The 17,637-nt window shown below is 39.4% G+C and carries 17 protein-coding genes; 16 read left to right on the top strand and 1 reads right to left on the bottom strand.

Annotated elements, in window-relative coordinates; translation table 11 throughout:
- Window positions 1-34: 34 nt before the first annotated feature.
- The 6 genes from mutL to ACFPZG_RS09365 all read left to right on the top strand — a co-directional run bounded on the left by mutL (window position 35) and on the right by ACFPZG_RS09365 (window position 6,928).
- Window positions 35-1,873, top strand: a complete 1,839-nt coding sequence (mutL, locus tag ACFPZG_RS09390; RefSeq protein WP_283731764.1) for a DNA mismatch repair endonuclease MutL — start codon at window positions 35-37, stop codon at window positions 1,871-1,873.
- A 33-nt stretch (window positions 1,874-1,906) separates the two neighbouring features.
- Window positions 1,907-3,400: a glycerol kinase GlpK gene (gene glpK, locus ACFPZG_RS09385; RefSeq protein ID WP_317940079.1), complete on the top strand. Its 1,494-nt coding sequence runs from the start codon at window positions 1,907-1,909 to the stop codon at window positions 3,398-3,400.
- 17 nt (window positions 3,401-3,417) lie between these two features.
- Complete coding sequence (locus tag ACFPZG_RS09380) at window positions 3,418-4,338, top strand: alpha/beta fold hydrolase (RefSeq protein ID WP_317940078.1); 921 nt, start codon at window positions 3,418-3,420, stop codon at window positions 4,336-4,338.
- On the top strand, window positions 4,328-5,278 hold the full coding sequence (miaA, locus tag ACFPZG_RS09375) for a tRNA (adenosine(37)-N6)-dimethylallyltransferase MiaA (protein ID WP_283731765.1): 951 nt from the start codon (window positions 4,328-4,330) through the stop codon (window positions 5,276-5,278). The genes ACFPZG_RS09380 and miaA overlap by 11 nt, the downstream gene beginning before the upstream one ends.
- A 41-nt stretch (window positions 5,279-5,319) precedes the next feature.
- Window positions 5,320-5,544 (top strand): RNA chaperone Hfq, encoded by a 225-nt coding sequence (gene hfq, locus ACFPZG_RS09370; protein ID WP_283731766.1) that lies wholly within the window; start codon window positions 5,320-5,322, stop codon window positions 5,542-5,544.
- Window positions 5,545-5,659: 115 nt separating this feature from the next.
- Window positions 5,660-6,928, top strand: coding sequence for a methionine gamma-lyase family protein (locus tag ACFPZG_RS09365; protein WP_317940077.1), 1,269 nt, complete (start codon window positions 5,660-5,662; stop codon window positions 6,926-6,928).
- A 49-nt stretch (window positions 6,929-6,977) separates the two neighbouring features.
- Here the strand turns inward: ACFPZG_RS09365 and lexA are convergent, their stop codons facing one another.
- Window positions 6,978-7,598, bottom strand: a complete 621-nt coding sequence (lexA, locus tag ACFPZG_RS09360; RefSeq protein ID WP_283731767.1) for a transcriptional repressor LexA — start codon at window positions 7,596-7,598, stop codon at window positions 6,978-6,980.
- A gap of 196 nt (window positions 7,599-7,794) precedes the next feature.
- Between lexA and yneA the strand changes: the two genes are divergently transcribed.
- The 10 genes from yneA to ACFPZG_RS09310 all read left to right on the top strand — a co-directional run bounded on the left by yneA (window position 7,795) and on the right by ACFPZG_RS09310 (window position 17,585).
- On the top strand, window positions 7,795-8,106 hold the full coding sequence (gene yneA / locus ACFPZG_RS09355) for a cell division suppressor protein YneA (protein ID WP_283731768.1): 312 nt from the start codon (window positions 7,795-7,797) through the stop codon (window positions 8,104-8,106).
- Window positions 8,106-8,768 carry a YneB family resolvase-like protein gene (locus tag ACFPZG_RS09350; RefSeq protein ID WP_283731769.1) on the top strand — a complete coding sequence of 221 codons (663 nt, stop codon included), beginning with the start codon at window positions 8,106-8,108 and terminating at the stop codon, window positions 8,766-8,768. Before yneA ends, ACFPZG_RS09350 begins: the two co-directional genes overlap by 1 nt.
- 90 nt (window positions 8,769-8,858) lie before the next feature.
- On the top strand, window positions 8,859-9,092 hold the full coding sequence (locus tag ACFPZG_RS09345) for a DUF896 domain-containing protein (protein WP_283731770.1): 234 nt from the start codon (window positions 8,859-8,861) through the stop codon (window positions 9,090-9,092).
- Between the two features lie 107 nt (window positions 9,093-9,199).
- Complete coding sequence (gene tkt / locus ACFPZG_RS09340; RefSeq protein ID WP_317940076.1) at window positions 9,200-11,206, top strand: transketolase; 2,007 nt, start codon at window positions 9,200-9,202, stop codon at window positions 11,204-11,206.
- A gap of 165 nt (window positions 11,207-11,371) precedes the next feature.
- Window positions 11,372-11,818, top strand: coding sequence for a sporulation inhibitor of replication protein SirA (sirA, locus tag ACFPZG_RS09335; RefSeq protein ID WP_283731771.1), 447 nt, complete (start codon window positions 11,372-11,374; stop codon window positions 11,816-11,818).
- Between the two features lie 125 nt (window positions 11,819-11,943).
- The gene (locus tag ACFPZG_RS09330; protein WP_283731772.1) at window positions 11,944-12,168 is read left to right on the top strand and encodes a YneF family protein; all 225 of its coding nucleotides are present in this window, start codon (window positions 11,944-11,946) and stop codon (window positions 12,166-12,168) included.
- A 936-nt stretch (window positions 12,169-13,104) separates the two neighbouring features.
- The gene (locus ACFPZG_RS09325) at window positions 13,105-14,658 is read left to right on the top strand and encodes a bifunctional metallophosphatase/5'-nucleotidase (RefSeq protein WP_317940075.1); all 1,554 of its coding nucleotides are present in this window, start codon (window positions 13,105-13,107) and stop codon (window positions 14,656-14,658) included.
- 160 nt (window positions 14,659-14,818) lie between these two features.
- Window positions 14,819-15,862, top strand: a complete 1,044-nt coding sequence (locus ACFPZG_RS09320) for an ABC transporter ATP-binding protein (RefSeq protein ID WP_317940074.1) — start codon at window positions 14,819-14,821, stop codon at window positions 15,860-15,862.
- 7 nt (window positions 15,863-15,869) lie between these two features.
- Window positions 15,870-16,748: a carbohydrate ABC transporter permease gene (locus tag ACFPZG_RS09315; protein ID WP_283731774.1), complete on the top strand. Its 879-nt coding sequence runs from the start codon at window positions 15,870-15,872 to the stop codon at window positions 16,746-16,748.
- Window positions 16,749-16,760: 12 nt separating this feature from the next.
- Window positions 16,761-17,585: a carbohydrate ABC transporter permease gene (locus tag ACFPZG_RS09310; protein ID WP_317940073.1), complete on the top strand. Its 825-nt coding sequence runs from the start codon at window positions 16,761-16,763 to the stop codon at window positions 17,583-17,585.
- The last annotated feature ends 52 nt before the right edge of the window (window positions 17,586-17,637 follow it).

Raw genomic sequence — 17,637 nt, 5'->3', positions numbered from 1 at the left:
AATAGATTCAATTAAGCAACGAGGAGGGATTGCAATGGACATCATTTCAGTAATGGATGATTCATTATCAAACAAAATTGCAGCAGGTGAAGTCGTAGAAAGACCCGCCTCAATCGTCAAAGAACTCGTCGAAAACTCAATCGATGCACACAGTACATCAATTGAAATCGCATTAGAAGAAGCTGGTCTCACCTCCATACGAGTAACTGATAATGGGAAAGGGATGTCCCGACATGACGCCGTCCTCGCATTTGAACGTCACGCAACAAGCAAGATTTCAAACGAACATGATTTATTCAGAATCAAAACCCTCGGATTCAGAGGAGAAGCACTGGCAAGTATCGCTTCCGTTTCAAAAATCAGCCTTTGGACATCTGATGGCGAAACGGAAGGGACAAAAGTGCAAATTGATGGCGGTGTTGTTTTAGATCAATCGGATGCAGCCTTCAGAAAAGGGACAGACATGACGATTGCACAACTTTTCTACAACACACCTGCAAGATTGAAGTATATGAAAACGATACAGACTGAACTTGGTCATACAATTGATCTTGTGAACCGACTAGCCTTAAGCCATCCGCATATTGCTTTTAAACTATCCCATCATAGCCAGTTGATCCTTCAAACGACCGGTAGTGGGGACCAAAGAAGAGTGTTGAATGATATATACGGCATGGCGGTAGCGCGAAAAATGGTCCCCTTCAGTGGAGAGAACGCCGATTTCAAAGTGAACGGCTTTATCACATTACCCGAGATGACAAGGGCTTCTAAAAATTATATGACTCTTATTGTGAACGGTAGATGGGTAAAAAGCTATGCGGTAAACCAGGCCGTCCTTGATGGCATGCATACATACTTGCCAATTGGACGGTATCCGATCGCTGTCATAAATGTAGAAAGCGATCCGTTTCTTACCGATGTAAACGTCCACCCCTCCAAACAGCATATCCGTATTAGCAAAGAGGGCGAATTACTTTCAATCATTAAATCTGCAGTCCGTGATGCAGTCAAACTATCTATAATCGTTCCGAATGCCGTTAAAAAAGAACCTGTCACAAAAATACAATCAGAACAAACAACGATATGGAGCGGTATTTCGCCAGTTAGGAAAGAGGTAGAACGAGAAGTTGAACAAAAGAGCCCGGTAGTTGTTGAAGAAACGTTTCCCGCCCAAACCGTTTATGTTCCGCCCACTCCAACTGAAACAATAAACACTGTACAGCCGGAAAAAGTAATGGAAGAGCATGAAGAAGAACCTATTAGTGTGAAAATAGAAGAACCGGAAAAGAGGTTCCCTTCACTTGTTCCCGTCGGTCAAGTTCACGGTACTTATATAATCGCACAAAATGAAGATGGTTTTTACATGATTGACCAGCATGCCGCCCAGGAACGCATAAAATATGAATTCTTTAGAGATAAATTGAGTAAAGTTGAAGTAGATGAAAGGCAAATGCTCTTGATGCCACTCATATTCCATTATTCTGGTAATGAAAAAGTGAAACTTGAAGAAAACATGGAAGCAATGCATGAGGTCGGTGTTTTCCTTGAGGAATTTGGACCGTCTTCCTATACAGTGAAAGAATACCCGGCTTGGTTTCCAGCAGGAGAAGTTACATCTCTTATCGAAGAGCTGATTGAACAAGTTTTAACGACAAGGAAAACCGATATAGGAAAGCTCCGAGAAGAAACGGCCATTATGATGAGTTGTAAGAAATCGATAAAAGCTAATCATCATCTATCGTTTAATGATATGGAAAAATTACTATCAGACTTATCACATGCCGAAAACCCATATACATGTCCGCATGGACGGCCAGTACTTGTTCACTTTTCAACATATGAGATAGAGAAAATGTTCAAAAGAGTAATGTGAATTTCAGTTGAAACAAGGGGAGTGGAGTAGGGAATGGGGAAATTCATTTTAGCCATCGACCAGGGAACGACTAGCACAAGGGCAATTCTTTTTAATAAAGAAGGTAAAATTGTTCATTTGGCACAAAGGGAGTTCAGTCAGATATTCCCTAAGCCAGGTTGGGTTGAGCATAATGCTAATGAAATTTGGGGTTCGGTGCTGTCCGTCATTGCTTCAGTTCTTACGGAAAGTGGGCATCAGCCGGAGGATATTGACGGAATCGGTATTACAAATCAACGGGAAACGACAGTCATTTGGGATAAGAATACGGGCCAACCCATCTATAATGCAATTGTTTGGCAATCCCGGCAAACCCAACGGATTGTTGAAGAGCTTCGTGAAAAGGGTATTGAAGAAAGCATTCGTGAAAAGACAGGATTGCAATTGGATCCTTATTTTTCTGGAACGAAAGTGAAATGGATTTTGGATGAAGTTGATGGTGCGAGAGAACGTGCCCGAAAAGGTGAATTGCTTTTCGGCACAATTGATTCATTCCTCATCTGGAAGCTTTCTAACGGTAAAGTCCATGTCACTGATTATTCCAACGCGTCTAGGACAATGCTCTTTAATATAAATGAACTTGCTTGGGATAAAGACTTATGTGACTTGTTAGATATTCCGATGAATATGTTACCTGAAGTCAAAGGGTCGTCTGAAATATATGCACATACAGCGCCATCGGTTTTTTTTGGAGCAGAAGTACCAATCGCGGGTGCTGCGGGTGATCAGCAATGCGCTTTATTCGGGCAGGCATGCTTCCATGAGGGAATGGCAAAGAATACGTATGGCACGGGTTGCTTCATGTTGCTGAACACTGGTGAAAAACCTGTCCAATCCAAAAATGGTTTACTTACAACGATAGCATGGGGAATAGATGGGAAAGTGACCTATGCGTTAGAAGGCAGCGTTTTCGTTGCTGGATCTGCCATCCAATGGCTAAGGGATGGCATGAGGATGATTCAGAAAGCAGAGGATTCTGAGACCTATTCGACACGAATCGCATCGACTGATGGTGTCTATGTTGTTCCAGCGTTTGTTGGGCTTGGCACCCCATATTGGGATTCCGATGCAAGAGGGGCAGTTTTCGGACTAACACGCGGCACTGAAAAAGAGCATTTCATCAGGGCTACGGTTGAATCATTAGCCTACCAAACAAATGATGTCCTGTTGACTATGGAAAAAGACGCCGAGAAAAAGATAAATATCTTACGAGTTGATGGTGGCGCGGTCGCCAACACGTTCCTTATGCAGTTTCAAAGTGATCTATTGCAAATAGAAGTAGAGCAGTCGGCATTTTTAGAAACGACCGCATTAGGTGCTGCGTATCTCGCGGGGCTTGCGACTGGATTTTTTGAATCGAAGGAAAAGGTTGAGGCGTTATGGGCGAAAGAAAGGACCTACTCGCCTAAAATGGAACCTGAAACGCAAGAGGCACTTTATACAGGGTGGAAAAAAGCTGTCGAGGCTGCAAGAGTGTTCAAGCATTGAACTGGAGGAGAGCAAAATTGAATGAAATTCAATTGGAAATGAACGATGGTTTTACCATCCATTCAATCTATGCGGAGCCCGCAAGTCATCCAATCGCACATATTCATCTCCTTCATGGGATGGCAGAACATATTGGAAGGTATAAGGATTTCATCCATTATCTTGTTGCAAATGGATTTGCTGTTTCTGGCCATGATCATCGCGGGCATGGCCAAACTGCCCAATTGAATGGCAAATTGGGATCCTTTGGTCTTTCCGTCGGATTCGATTGCATCGTTGAGGATGCATTTGAAGTTGCAAATTATTTTAAGAGTAAGTTTCAAGCACCGCGTTTCATACTTTTAGGTCATAGTATGGGATCTTTTATTGCAAGAAGATATGCACAAATGTTCGGGATCGAATTGGATTTAATGATTTGTTCGGGAACTGCGTCGGATTCAAGGGTGAGTCGACTTGGAGGACAAGCTCTTGCGAAATTGAAGGGGCAAGTAACAGATTTTGAAAAACAGGATTACTTTATCAATAAATTAGTATTTGGCGCCTTTAAAAATTCAGTTGTATCTCCGGAAACTCCCCTTGATTGGCTGTCTTCAAGGAGAGAAACTGTAGAAGAGTATATTAATGATCCACTTTGTGGCTTTGTGCCATCGACTGGTTTTTTCCTTGAACTCTTTAATGGGATATCCAAAATCCATAATCGAGGACTAATCCGTCAAACACCTGCAAACTTGCCCATTTTGCTACTATCGGGTTTACAAGATCCTGTTGGTGAACAAGGGAAAGGTATATGGAAGGTTGCACGTCAACTTGTAAATGAGGGACTACAAAATGTAACTGTCATGCTGTACGAAGGCGGCCGACATGAAATGTTACAAGAAGTAAATCGTGAAGAAGTATATGATTTTATAAAAGGCTGGATCGATAAAAATGAAAAATGAAATTAAAGTAATAGCGATCGTCGGTCCCACAGCATCAGGCAAAACTGCATTAAGTATTGAGCTTGCCAAAATGTTGGACGGAGAAATAATTAATGGGGACGCAATGCAAGTATATAAAGGTTTGGATATCGGAACAGCAAAAATAAAAGAAGAAGAAAAAGATGGAATTCCTCATCATTTATTTGATGTGAAAGGGCCTTCGGAGTCATTTTCTGTTGCTGAATACCAATATGCAGTCAGGAACTGTATCGATGATATTTTGAAAAGGGGAAAGCAACCAATTATCGTTGGAGGCACTGGACTATATATTCAGTCTGTCCTATTCGATTTCAGATTTACGGATGAGGCTTCCGATGAAACTGTCAGGACGGCCCTCGAAGATGAATTAACTACTGACGGCGGGCCAGAACGCTTGTACAATCGTCTACTTACATTAGATCCCAATAGTGCAGAAAAAATTCATCCGAATAATCACAGAAGACTAATACGTGCGTTAGAAATTATTGAAGTTACAGGCAAGACCAAAAACGAACATGAAAAAGGAAAGGGACGCGTCCCTGTATATGATCATGTGATCATTGGAATGGATATGGATCGTGAAGTCCTCTATGATAGAATCAATCGAAGGGTAGATCAAATGATGGAGGAAGGATTACTGGACGAAGCGAGTGCTTTATGGAATAAGGGAATCCGCGATGTTCAATCAGTCCAGGCAATCGGATATAAAGAAATTCATCAGTATTTAGAGGGGAAATTGTCGTTTGATGATGCTGTTGCCTTAATAAAACAAAATACACGTCATTATGCAAAACGGCAAATGACCTATTTTAGAAATAAAATGGATATTTTTTGGGTGGATGCCCTTTTAGATACGAAAAAAAATGTTGAGGGAATTTTAATAATTTTAAAGGATTTTAATCGAATCGAATCGAATAAGTAAAAGAGCAATAGAAATATAGAAGTAATTGGAGGCTGGGGTGTATGTCACAAGGTAATATGCAAGAAGTGTTTTTGAATTCTTTAAGGAAAAACAATACATTTGTCACTGTTTTTCTGCTGAACGGTTTTCAATTAAAAGGTCTTATCAAATCATATGATAATTACACCGTTCTACTTGAATCCGATGGTAAGCAACAATTGATTTACAAGCATGCGATTTCAACTTACGTACCTGCAAAACCGGTTCTTTTGAAGGATGAAGAATAACTAATAGACCAAAGAACAGGGGGCATACATCCTGTTCTTTTTTCTTTCTCATTGACCTCTACCGTCAGACTGATAATATAATGAGGTGACTATTAGTAGGAAAGAGGATAAAACAATGAGGATTCACGAATTTACAACTGAAATTGATTCAAGGGCTGAAGAGGCTGAACTAAAACTTACTCCATATTTTAAAGAAGTTGAAAAGATAGCGTTTTTCAATCAAAGGAAGGTTCTGTCGGCTTTCCGAAAGAACATGGTCAGTGATTTTCATTTAACCGGTTCCACTGGATACGGCTATGATGATAGTGGTCGTGATGTACTTGAACAAGTGTATGCAGATGTATTTGGAGCTGAATCATGCCTTGTTCGCAATCAGATTATTTCAGGAACACATGCTATATCGCTCAGCTTATTCGGTATACTTAGACCAGGGGATGAACTCCTATACATAACAGGGAAACCATATGACACTCTTGACTCGATTGTAACTGGTCATGGAGAGGATACGGGTTCGTTAAATGATTTTGGTATCTCCTATAAGCATATCGACTTGAACAACGATGGATCGGTTAATTTTGAAGAAGTGAAAAAGAACATTCATAGCAAGACAAGAATGGTTGGAATTCAGCGTTCGAAAGGTTATTCAGACCGTCCTTCCTTTAGTATAAGTGAAATTGAGGAAATGGTACGGTTTATTAAATCGATTGACTCCGAAATAATTGTATTTGTTGATAATTGTTATGGTGAATTCGTGGAAACGACAGAGCCAACCGAAGTTGGGGCTGATTTAATGGCAGGTTCACTCATTAAAAATCCGGGTGGGGGACTTGCAAGAACTGGTGGCTATATTGCGGGTCGTGAGGATCTTGTGAAAAAATGTGCCTATCGAATGACTTCTCCGGGAATAGGTGCAGAAGCAGGAGCATCACTTGATACATTACTCGAAATGTACCAAGGTTTCTTCCTCGCCCCGCACGTCGTAAGCCAAGCTGTAAAAGGAGCGCTTTTCACTGCGGCATTCCTTGAAAGTTTCGGATTTGACACAACTCCGCATTATACGAACAAGCGAACAGATTTGATCCAATCAGTTAACTTTAGTAATGCAGATCAAATGATTGCATTCTGCAGAACCATTCAAGAAAATTCTCCAATAAACGCACATTATGCGCCAGAACCATCATATATGCCAGGTTATTCCGATGATGTGATCATGGCTGCAGGCACATTCATACAAGGTTCGAGTATAGAACTAACAGCTGATGGCCCGATTAGACCTCCTTATACTGCATACGTCCAAGGTGGATTAACGTACGAACACGTAAAGGCTGCTGTCATGTCCTCTGTAGAGAAATTATTTGAAGATAAATTGATTGAAAGAAAATAAAAAGAGGGAGTCCCCGTCAAGGCTATTAGACTGGGACTCCCTCTTTTTATTAATGGATTTGTCGGTATACGCCTACGACTTTACCAAGAATGGAAACATTATTTACGATAATTGGTTCCATTGATTCGTTTTCAGGCTGTAAACGGAAATAATCTTTTTCCTTGAAAAATCTCTTCACAGTTGCCTCATCTTCTTCCGTCATGGCAACAACAATCTCACCATTATTAGCTGTTTGTTGTTGTTTAACAACTACATAGTCACCATTCAATATTCCAGCATCAATCATACTGCTGCCGACAATTTCTAACATGAATAGATTTTCATCAGCAGTTCCGTATGAATCTGGCAATGGGAAATACTCTTCGATATTTTCAATCGCAGTTATCGGAAGGCCGGCAGTTACCTTACCAACGAGAGGTACATGTACTACTCCGGACTTCATAGCTTCGAGACCTTCAGGATCCAATACCTCTATTGCACGTGGTTTAGTGGGGTCCCTACGTATGAAACCCTTGCTTTCTAGACGTGCCAAGTGCCCGTGAACAGTTGAACTGGATGCTAATCCTACTGCTTCCCCGATCTCCCGTACGGAAGGGGGATACCCTTTGATTTTAACCTCTTCTTTAATGAATGATAATATATCCTGCTGTCGTTTTGAAATTTTCTTCATTTTTCCGCCCCTCCAGAAAATAAATAGTTAGGATATTCGCGATTGGTATCCCGCGTCCGTTTTATTGCTTAAGAATAGTATAACAGGTGTTCGGGTCGTTAGCAAACAAAGGTTCGAATGTTTTGTTGACTTCTAAAAATACTTATCTTATAATGGGAACAAGTATTCCGAACATATATTCCTGGAGGTATAAATCATGTCTTTATTTCAAAAATACGGCTATATCCTATTAATAGTATTTCTTTGCACAGCTTTCACTATTGCAGGGGTGATAAAAGAGTCAAAAAGAAATACATTCATTGAGATTACGGTTAACGATGGTGATACGTTATGGGGATTAGCACAAGATTTTTCGGAAAATAAACGAACGCATAGATGGATTGATGAGGTGATGGTGCTCAATAATTTAGAGACTTCAATGATTAAAACCGGAGAAAAACTTAAATTGCCTGTACCCGCTCCTATATCAATCGATGATAAGCTTGTTGAAATGGCAGGGGGAAAATAATGGCAGATGAATTAAAGACTTGTGTTATCTATTGCAGAGTTAGCACAGACAAAGAAGCGCAGGAAACCTCCTTATCAAGGCAGGAAGAAGAATTAGTCAAACTGTCCAACAGTCTTGGGTTGAAAACATTACAGGTTTTTAAGGAAAAACATAGCGGCTATGATATGGATCGTGAGGGCCTGCTTAATTTATTGGATTTTATCAAAGATGAGAAAGTGGACGCTGTCCTTATTCAGGATGAGACGAGACTTGGCAGGGGTAATGCAAGGGTCGCCATTCTTCATTTATTGGCTAAAACAAATACAATGATTATTACGAATCATGACAACGGGGCATTGAAATTGAACGAAATGGATACAATGCTCCTTGAGATTCTTGCGATTGTTGAGGAGTATCAACGTAAATTACATAATGCCAAAATCAGAAGAGGTATGAAAAGGGCAGTTCGGGAAGGCTATAGACCCGAAAAAAACTTAAAGAATAAAGGTAACCTTGAAGGACGGGAAAGAATAGACGTCCCGTTAGAGGAAATTGTATCGCTGCGAACAAAAGGTTTAACGTTTGAAGAGATTGCGAGTGTACTGAGGGGGCTTGGTCACGATATTAGTAAAGCAACGGTACATCGAAGATATAAGGAATATGAAATGAAGCAGGAAGGCTGATTGGTTGCACTTCCTGCTTTTTTTGTATACCTTCAAAGTATAATAAAGCGCGAAACGCTTTTATTTAAGTACTATTATTGGAGGAATTTGATGTTAACACCAGATAAGATAAAACGAATCAATGAGCTATCTAAAAAATCGAAGACAATAGGATTATCGATTGAAGAGGCAAAAGAACAGACTCAATTACGGAAAGAGTACCTAGAAACTTTCCGTTCATCCATGCGTGATACAATTGAACATGTTAAAGTGATCGATCCGGAAGGAAAAGATGTAACACCCCAAAAAGTGAAAGATGCACGAACAAATAAGTATTTGAACTAATAACCATATAGAGTCACATATCGTGGATTGTAATTCATCCCTATTTTGACTACACTATAGAAGGTAATAATGAAGATAAGAGAAAGTCGGGAAAGGATGTCTAATTAATGACCGAAAAGATTGATCAGTTAGCAATTAACACAATCCGAACATTGTCCATCGATGCAATTGAGAAAGCTAATTCCGGGCACCCAGGTTTGCCAATGGGGGCAGCTCCGATGGCTTATACACTTTGGACGAAGCATATGCATCATAACCCTTCAAATCCGGATTGGTTCAATAGGGACCGTTTCGTTCTATCAGCGGGACATGGGTCAATGCTGTTATATAGCCTGCTCCATCTCAGCGGTTATGGCTTGCCAATGGACGAATTGAAGAATTTTAGACAATGGGGCTCCAAAACACCTGGTCATCCTGAATACGGCCATACAGTCGGTGTGGAAGCTACAACTGGACCACTTGGACAAGGGATTGGTATGGCAGTTGGAATGGCCATGGCTGAAAAACATTTGGCAGCTGTTTATAACCGTCCTAATTTTGACATTGTCGACCATCATACATTTGCACTCTGTGGAGATGGCGATCTAATGGAAGGTGTAGCTGCAGAAGCCATTTCCTTAGCAGGACATCTTCAGTTAGATAAATTGATTGTCCTTTACGATAGCAATGACATTTCCTTGGATGGTGACCTTGATAAGTCATTCTCTGAAAACATACGAAAACGATTCGAATCATACGGATGGAATTATTTCCGTGTCGATGACGGAAATAATACTGGCCTTGTTTCTAAAGCGATTGAAGAAGCTAAGGGCAATAGTGGCGGTCCTACAATCATTGAAGTCAAGACTGTCATTGGATACGGTTCTCCGAATAAATCCGGAAAATCTGATGTTCATGGTGCACCACTTGGTGAGGATGAAATGAAGCTTACCAAAGAATACTATAAATGGACTTACGAAGAGGATTTCTGTGTACCTGAAGGAGTCTATGAAGCATTTAAAGCAGCAACAGATGAATTGGGTGTTAAAAAAGAGGAACAATGGAATGAATTGTTCGCACAGTATGAAAGCTCCCATGAAGATCTTGCCAAACAATTTAAAGCTGCGATTGAAGGTAAGATGCCTGAAGGGCTGCAAGATGTAATGCCGAAATATGAAGTTGGCTCGTCCCATGCTACACGATCCGCTTCAGGAGACGCAATCAATGCAATCGCTAAAGCGGTACCTTCTTTCTTCGGAGGAAGTGCTGACCTAGCGGGATCAAACAAGACTACAATTAAAGGAGCAGGTGATTTCCTTCCTGGGGATTTCTCAGGACGAAATATCTGGTTCGGCGTCCGTGAATTTGCAATGGGTACTGCATTGAACGGAATGGCTCTCCACGGTGGAGTGAATGTGTTCGGCGGTACGTTCTTTGTATTCAGTGATTACGTGCGCCCTGCAATCAGATTATCGGCACTCATGGGCGTGCCTGTAACATACGTATTTACTCACGACAGCGTTGCTGTTGGGGAAGACGGTCCGACACATGAACCAGTCGAGCACCTTGCATCGTTGCGTGCAATGCCTAACTTGACTGTCATTCGACCAGCTGATGGTAATGAGACATCTGCGGCATGGCATATTGCAGTGACGTCTAAAAACAAACCGACAGTTTTAGTCCTTTCGCGTCAAAACTTGGATGTATTGGAAAAATCCCAAGAACTTGCTATGGACGGAGTGAAACGCGGTGCCTATACAGTTTCGCCTTCAGAAAAGGATTTGGCGGATGGTATATTGATCGCAACTGGATCTGAAGTTAACCTTGCTGTTTCTGCACAAACAAAACTTCGCGAAGAAGGGATCGATGTGGCTGTTGTATCTATGCCTTCATGGGACCTTTTTGAAGAACAAGACGAAGCCTATAAGGAAAGTGTCTTACCGAAGGCAGTTAAGAAACGTCTATCTCTCGAAATGGGTGTTTCCCTCGGCTGGCATAAATATGTCGGAGACGAAGGTGCGAGCCTTGCAATCGATATGTTTGGAGCAAGTGCACCAGGTGAAAAGGTTATTGCGGAATATGGTTTCACAGAAGAAAACGTTGTTCAGCAAATGAAAGACATTTTATCGAAATAATTAATTTAACGCTTCGGGTAAAGAATAAATTTTGCCCCGAAGCGTTTTTTGTCGACTAAATTCACTATTTGGAAACATCCGACAATAATAGTGCCTTTTTTTAACGCATTTTGACAAACTTTTCACATAAGTTGAGGTATTATATGAAATAAGGAGGTGGCCGTCATGAGGACTTATGATATCTATAAAGTGAAAAAGAGATATCAATCATTCATACTTGGAAGAGAAGGGCTTCTTTACAATTTGTTAAAGGATTATGAGCAGCAGCAACCTTTGCAGGAAGTGAAATACCTATGTGATGAAATTGAAGAATCAACGATTGACCAGGCAATCCTCGGTAACTTGGGAAAAAGTTTTACAAAAGTGGAAAGTGATGATGGTGAATATAAGCTATCCCACCCGATGAAAGGATCCATTCACATTTCACTAACTCCTTATTCTCTTCAAGCTTATTGCGATGGGTCAAGAATGCTGGATCTTGATTTGTTTGTTGCATTATCCGGATCAGACGATCGGTTTTTTGCGGTGATGGACGAGCGTGGAGAATGGGGATGGCTAAAGCCGATTAAACAGGATAACCGGTTGATGACAGAAGGGACAATCCTTTTTTAGTAAGAAACTGTAGGTATTCATGGAATAATTTTGGTGCCAGTCATTGCTATCTCCCATCCCTTTGTTGTATAATCCATCTTGGTAGAGTAAACCTGAATTAAGGGAAGTGAAGGAGGGAATAGCGAATGGGCACGACTTGGGTAATCCTTATTGCAGTCGTTGCATTAATTGCTGGTGTGGCCCTCGGATTTTTCATCGCACGCCAATATATGATGAAATATTTGAAAGAGAACCCGCCGATTAATGAGCAAATGTTACGTATGATGATGATGCAGATGGGACAAAAACCTTCACAAAAGAAGATTAATCAAATGATGAATCAGATGAACAAAATGAGCGATAAGAAATAATTGGACAAGTAAGCAAAAATTGTTGAGTTAACGCAGTTTGTGAGCGTATCAACAAATGCTCGCTAATGGTTCTTATAAATTATTGCCTGTTACATTGTTGTATAGGTTATCATTCTTCCTAAAATCACATTTTGTGCTTAATCTTTCTTTATGAATACAAACTAACCACTTTTTCTGGTGAAAGATAAACCGGAGCGGTGGTTTTTTTGTTGAATTTGGAAGATGTATTGGAGGAATATCGTTACCATTGTTTAGCAAAAGGGTTTACGGAAAAAACAATGAGAAATAAGAGTCTTTTAAACATATCTTCGTGTTTCTAAATGAACTGAAATTAACTGATTCGGAAAAAGAAACAGTAAGTGAAAAACTTATAGGCATACTTGATGATTCTATTGTGGGTCACTTCGAGTATCATAGAATGTGGTTGTTTAAAACTCTAAGCAATTGAAAAGGATGGAGTATTGATAATATAGCAACAATCTTTTTTGGAGATAGCAGTTGTAAAGTGGGCTGAAAGTAGATAGACATTTACATGTTATGTTATTATTTGATTTCTTCTTTTCATTTTCTCTTCTTTTTTATGCAAAATTAGAGAAGACAAGCATTTATGCTACCCGGTTTATTTTGCTCCAACTTATGAATTTCCGTATATCAAACGATATGAAAACTACTTTTACTGATGAAATATAAATCAGCAAAGGTGGTTTTTTTGTTGGAGTTAGAGGCTGTGTTGGAGGAATATAGAAGACCGAAAGTACTCACGGTTGAATAAAAAAAGCACCAAGTTCACATAATTATTTAGAACTCTGGTATCTAACACTGTAATCTTCTGTAATCTTTTTGTGTTAGATTCCAATTTGGATTTGTTATGATGAATTAGGTTTTTCTAGCTTCAATTTTTTTCCCAATCCTAAAAGAAACTGGAGATAATTATTTATGAAAAAAATAACCATACTACAAACAAGCGATATTCACGGGAGCATCTATCCTCTAAACTATGGAAATAACGAAAAAGCAGACGTCGGACTCGGGAAGATTGCTACAAAAATAAAACAAGAACGTGCTTTAGATGAACAACTCATTTTAGTTGACAATGGAGATCTCATCCAAGGTACTCCTCTAACCTATTTTTATGTCCGGTTTTTAAAAAATGAAAATAATCCGATGATCAGCCTCTTAAATCACTTATCCTATGAGGCTGCTGTCATTGGAAATCATGAATTTAACTACGGCCTAGACGTATTAGATTGTGCTGTACATGAATCTAATTTTCCTTGGTTATCTGCCAATATTATAGCTGCAAATACAGGTAATCCTTATTTCGGAAACCCTTATATCATTAAAATGATAAATTCTGTAAAGATAGCTATCTTAGGTGTTACGACCCATTACATACCAAATTGGGAAAGCGAACAGAATATAGCTGGGCTCAATTTTAAGGACTGTCTTCAAGAGACGAAGAAATGGGTTGCATATATTAGAGATAAGGAACGTCCCGACGTAGTTATTGTTTCTTATCACGGAGGTTTTGAACGGGATCTCGAAACTGGCGAACCAACTGAAAATTTAACAGGGGAAAATCAAGGTTATGCTATATGTCACGAAGTTGAAGGGATTGATGTTTTATTAACAGGACATCAACACCGCTCTTTAACAGGCAATATTAATGGTGTAGAAATTGTTCAACCGTCTAATAATGGGAAAATGATGGGAAAAGTAACCCTTACTTTAAATGCGCAAAATGAAATTATCAATAAAACCTCTGAGTTATTACGAATTGATGATTTAGAGGCAGATCAGGAAATTCTAAAGCTTACTTCAGATTTGGAAGCACAAACACAAAAATGGCTCGACCAACCTATCGGAAAAATAGAGGGGGATATGTTAATCACTGATTCTCTTTCAGTTCGAACTTGTGAGCATCCTGCAATTGAATTTATTAACAAAGTACAAATGCAGGTTGCTGGTGTGGATATTTCTAACACCTCCCTATTTAACAACCTCTCTCCAGGATTCAGAACAAATGTAACTATGCGCGATATTATTTCGAATTACATATTTCCTAATACATTGAAAGTTCTTTGTTTAAATGGGCAAGATATTAGAGATGCACTTGAACAGAGTGCCAGTTATTTTACGTTGAATGAAACAGGAGCTCTTGAAGTAAATCCAGCGTTTATCTATCCAAAACCTCAACATTATAACTACGATATGTGGGAAGGAATTGAATACATCTTGGATATTCGTAACCCTATTGGAAAACGAGTAACTACTTTAACTTATAAAGGAGACCCTATACATTTGGATGGGAAGTATCATGTCGTGATGAATAATTATCGTGCTGGAGGCGGGGGGAATTTCACAATGTTTAAAGATAAACCAGTTATTAAAGATATACCTATGGATATGACGGAAATCCTCACAACTTATATTCTCGATAGACAAACTGTTAAAGCAACCGTTAATCATAATTGGAAAGTTATTTGGTAGCGGCGATAAAAAGGGGGAGATTACACATTTAGGAGAGTTGAGCTTATCAACTTTCCTTTTTCTTTACAAAGTATTCATCGAATCTTTACATAACTTCAACCCTATTGGTTTTCATTGAAATACTGACGTGCTACACAATAATTATTAAAGGAGATTTATGATGACCATTTCTTTGAATAATATTTCTATGAAATTTTTAAATACAACTGCAGTGAATCAACTGAATATTACGATTCCGAAAGGGGAGCTCGTCTCTATTTTGGGACCTAGCGGCTGTGGGAAAAGTACGACGTTATATATGCTCGCCGGCCTTTATGAACCAACTGATGGAGCGATTTTGTTTAACGGCAAGGACGTCACAAAACTAACACCGGAGAAACGCGGCATTGGGATGGTATTTCAAAACTATGCCCTCTATCCCCATATGACTGTATTACAAAATATTATGTTTCCTTTAAAGATGCATAAAGTGAAAAAAACAGAAGCAAAAGCAAAGGCGATTGAAATGGCTAAACTTGTGGAAATCGACCACTTATTGGATCGAAAACCGAGTATGTTATCAGGTGGACAGCAGCAACGTGTAGCGATCGCACGTGCCTTAGTGAGAGAACCGGAAATTTTATTATTAGATGAACCTCTGTCGAATTTAGATGCCCGCTTACGGTTAACGATGCGGGAAGAAATTAGAAGAATTCAACAAGCACTTAAAATTACAACCGTTTTTGTTACACATGACCAAGAAGAAGCACTTAGTATTTCAGATCATGTTATGTTGATGAATCAAGGAGAGCTCATGCAATTCGATGTTCCTGAAAATCTGTACGATGAACCTAATCATCAATTTGTGGCAAGCTTCATCGGCTCTCCACCGATGAACTATTTTGAAGGGGAAATTGTTAGCGGAGTACTAAAAACTCCGTTTGGGTATGACGTTGCTGTTGAAGCAGCTGATCAACCAGTACAAATTGCTGTTCGCCCTGAAAATCTCTACCTTGCTAATACTGGAATCTCCAAAAAAGTACAGTATGTAGAGCGAATCGGAAAAGATACACTTGCTGTTGTCGGCACCGAAGATGACAAAACACGGCTCTTCCTACAAAAAGAGGAGCATGTAGAAGCGGGACAAGCAGTACATGTTCAAGCGAATCAAGCTGACATTCGAATTTTCCGAAAAACTGGGGAAAGAATCTATTTAAAGGGGTAATCGGACGATGAAACTCAATGATACAACTAAAGCGGCTCTTTACCTATTCCCAGCACTGCTCATTGTCGGGACATTTGTCATTTATCCAATAATTAAGTCGTTCTTAATGAGTTTTTATGCGGATTATGATTTTTTCACTGATGTCGTTCATCGATATGGTTTTGATAACTTTGTGTATTTGTGGAATGATACAGTCTTTCATAAAGCACTGCAAAATACGTTTGTCTTTGTATTAGGTGTTGTACCCATTTCCATTATTATCTCATTATGGATAGCCCTAATGCTGAACTCGATTAACGCGCTCAATAAGTTTTTTAGAACCATTTATTTTATTCCATTCGTTACGAGTGTTGTGGCGGTGTCTATCGTATGGCGCTGGATTTTTCATTCCAACTATGGAATTATGAACTACTTTTTAGGTTTCTTCGGTATTGAACCTATTCAATGGCTTGCAAGTACAGAGTGGGCTATGCCTTCCCTAATCATTCTGGCTATTTGGAAAGGATTAGGCTATAACATCATCATTTTTTTAGCGGGTTTACAAACGATTGGGGACACTTATTACAATGCCGCAAGAATAGATGGAGCCAAGCGCTGGAGTAGGTTTATACATGTCACACTGCCTCAATTGGCACCAACGACATTTTTCATATCCATCATTTCGATTATCAATTCATTTAAAGTGTTTGATGAAATTTATGCATTGTTTGATGGGAAAGCAGGTCCATCTAATAGCGCGTTAACCGTTGTGTATTATGTATTCAATAAATTTTACGGAGAATGGGACTTTGGAGTTGCTTCAGCTGCTGCGTATGTTTTATTCGCCATTATCTTCATTTTTACATTACTGCAGTTTTACATCAGTAAGAAAAAAATCACTTATTAAGGGAGAAAGAACATGAAAACGAGTCCACTTTCGAAGACATTTATTTACGGTCTGCTAGGGATCGGCAGCATTTTAATGCTCTTACCTTTCGTTTGGATGATTTCCACATCGCTTAAAAGTGGGAACGAAGTGATGATGATGCCACCTATATGGATTCCAGAAACGTTTCGTTTCAATAACTATGTAGAGGCATTTGATAAAGCACCTTTTGCAACATACTTTGTGAATTCAGTCATTGTCATGGTCTTGAGTACCCTGGGTGAAGTCATTACAACTATTTTAGCTGCTTATGCATTTAGCCGATTAAACTTTCGGGGAAAAGATGCACTATTTGCCCTATTGGTTGCAACGATGATGGTTCCTGGCGAGGTTTTACTTGTACCTAATTTTGTTTTACTTTCTAATTTAGGCTGGATTGATCGTTACGAGGCTCTAATCATCCCTTGGACAGCCAGCATCTTTTCCATCTTTTTATTGCGACAGTTTTTCATGAAAATTCCTAAAGAATTAAACTATGCGGCTCGTGTGGATGGGTGTACAAATTTCAGATTTTTATGGTCAATCATGATTCCGATTGCAAAACCAGCGTTAGTTACGATTATTTTATTAAAAGCAATTGGATCCTGGAACGCATTTTTATGGCCTCTGGTAGTAACAAATTCAAAAGAAATGAGAACATTACCTGTCGGATTAACAAGCTTTTCAACAGAAGCAGGAACTGTGTATGAGCTGCTTATGGCAGCATCTACAATGATTATATTGCCGATGATAATTTTATTTATTTTCTTACAAAAGTATATCGTCAAAGGAATTGCAGGAGCAGGGATTAAAGGTTGAGGGAGCGAATATTAAAGGAGGTGTTGCTTAGGGATATCGAAGTATTAATCAT

Source organism: Sporosarcina thermotolerans (assembly GCF_042658975.1).
In the GTDB taxonomy this organism is placed as follows: domain Bacteria; phylum Bacillota; class Bacilli; order Bacillales_A; family Planococcaceae; genus Sporosarcina; species Sporosarcina thermotolerans.
The sequence above is the reverse complement of the archived record's forward strand: the minus strand, read 5'-3'. Positions and strand labels throughout refer to the sequence as shown.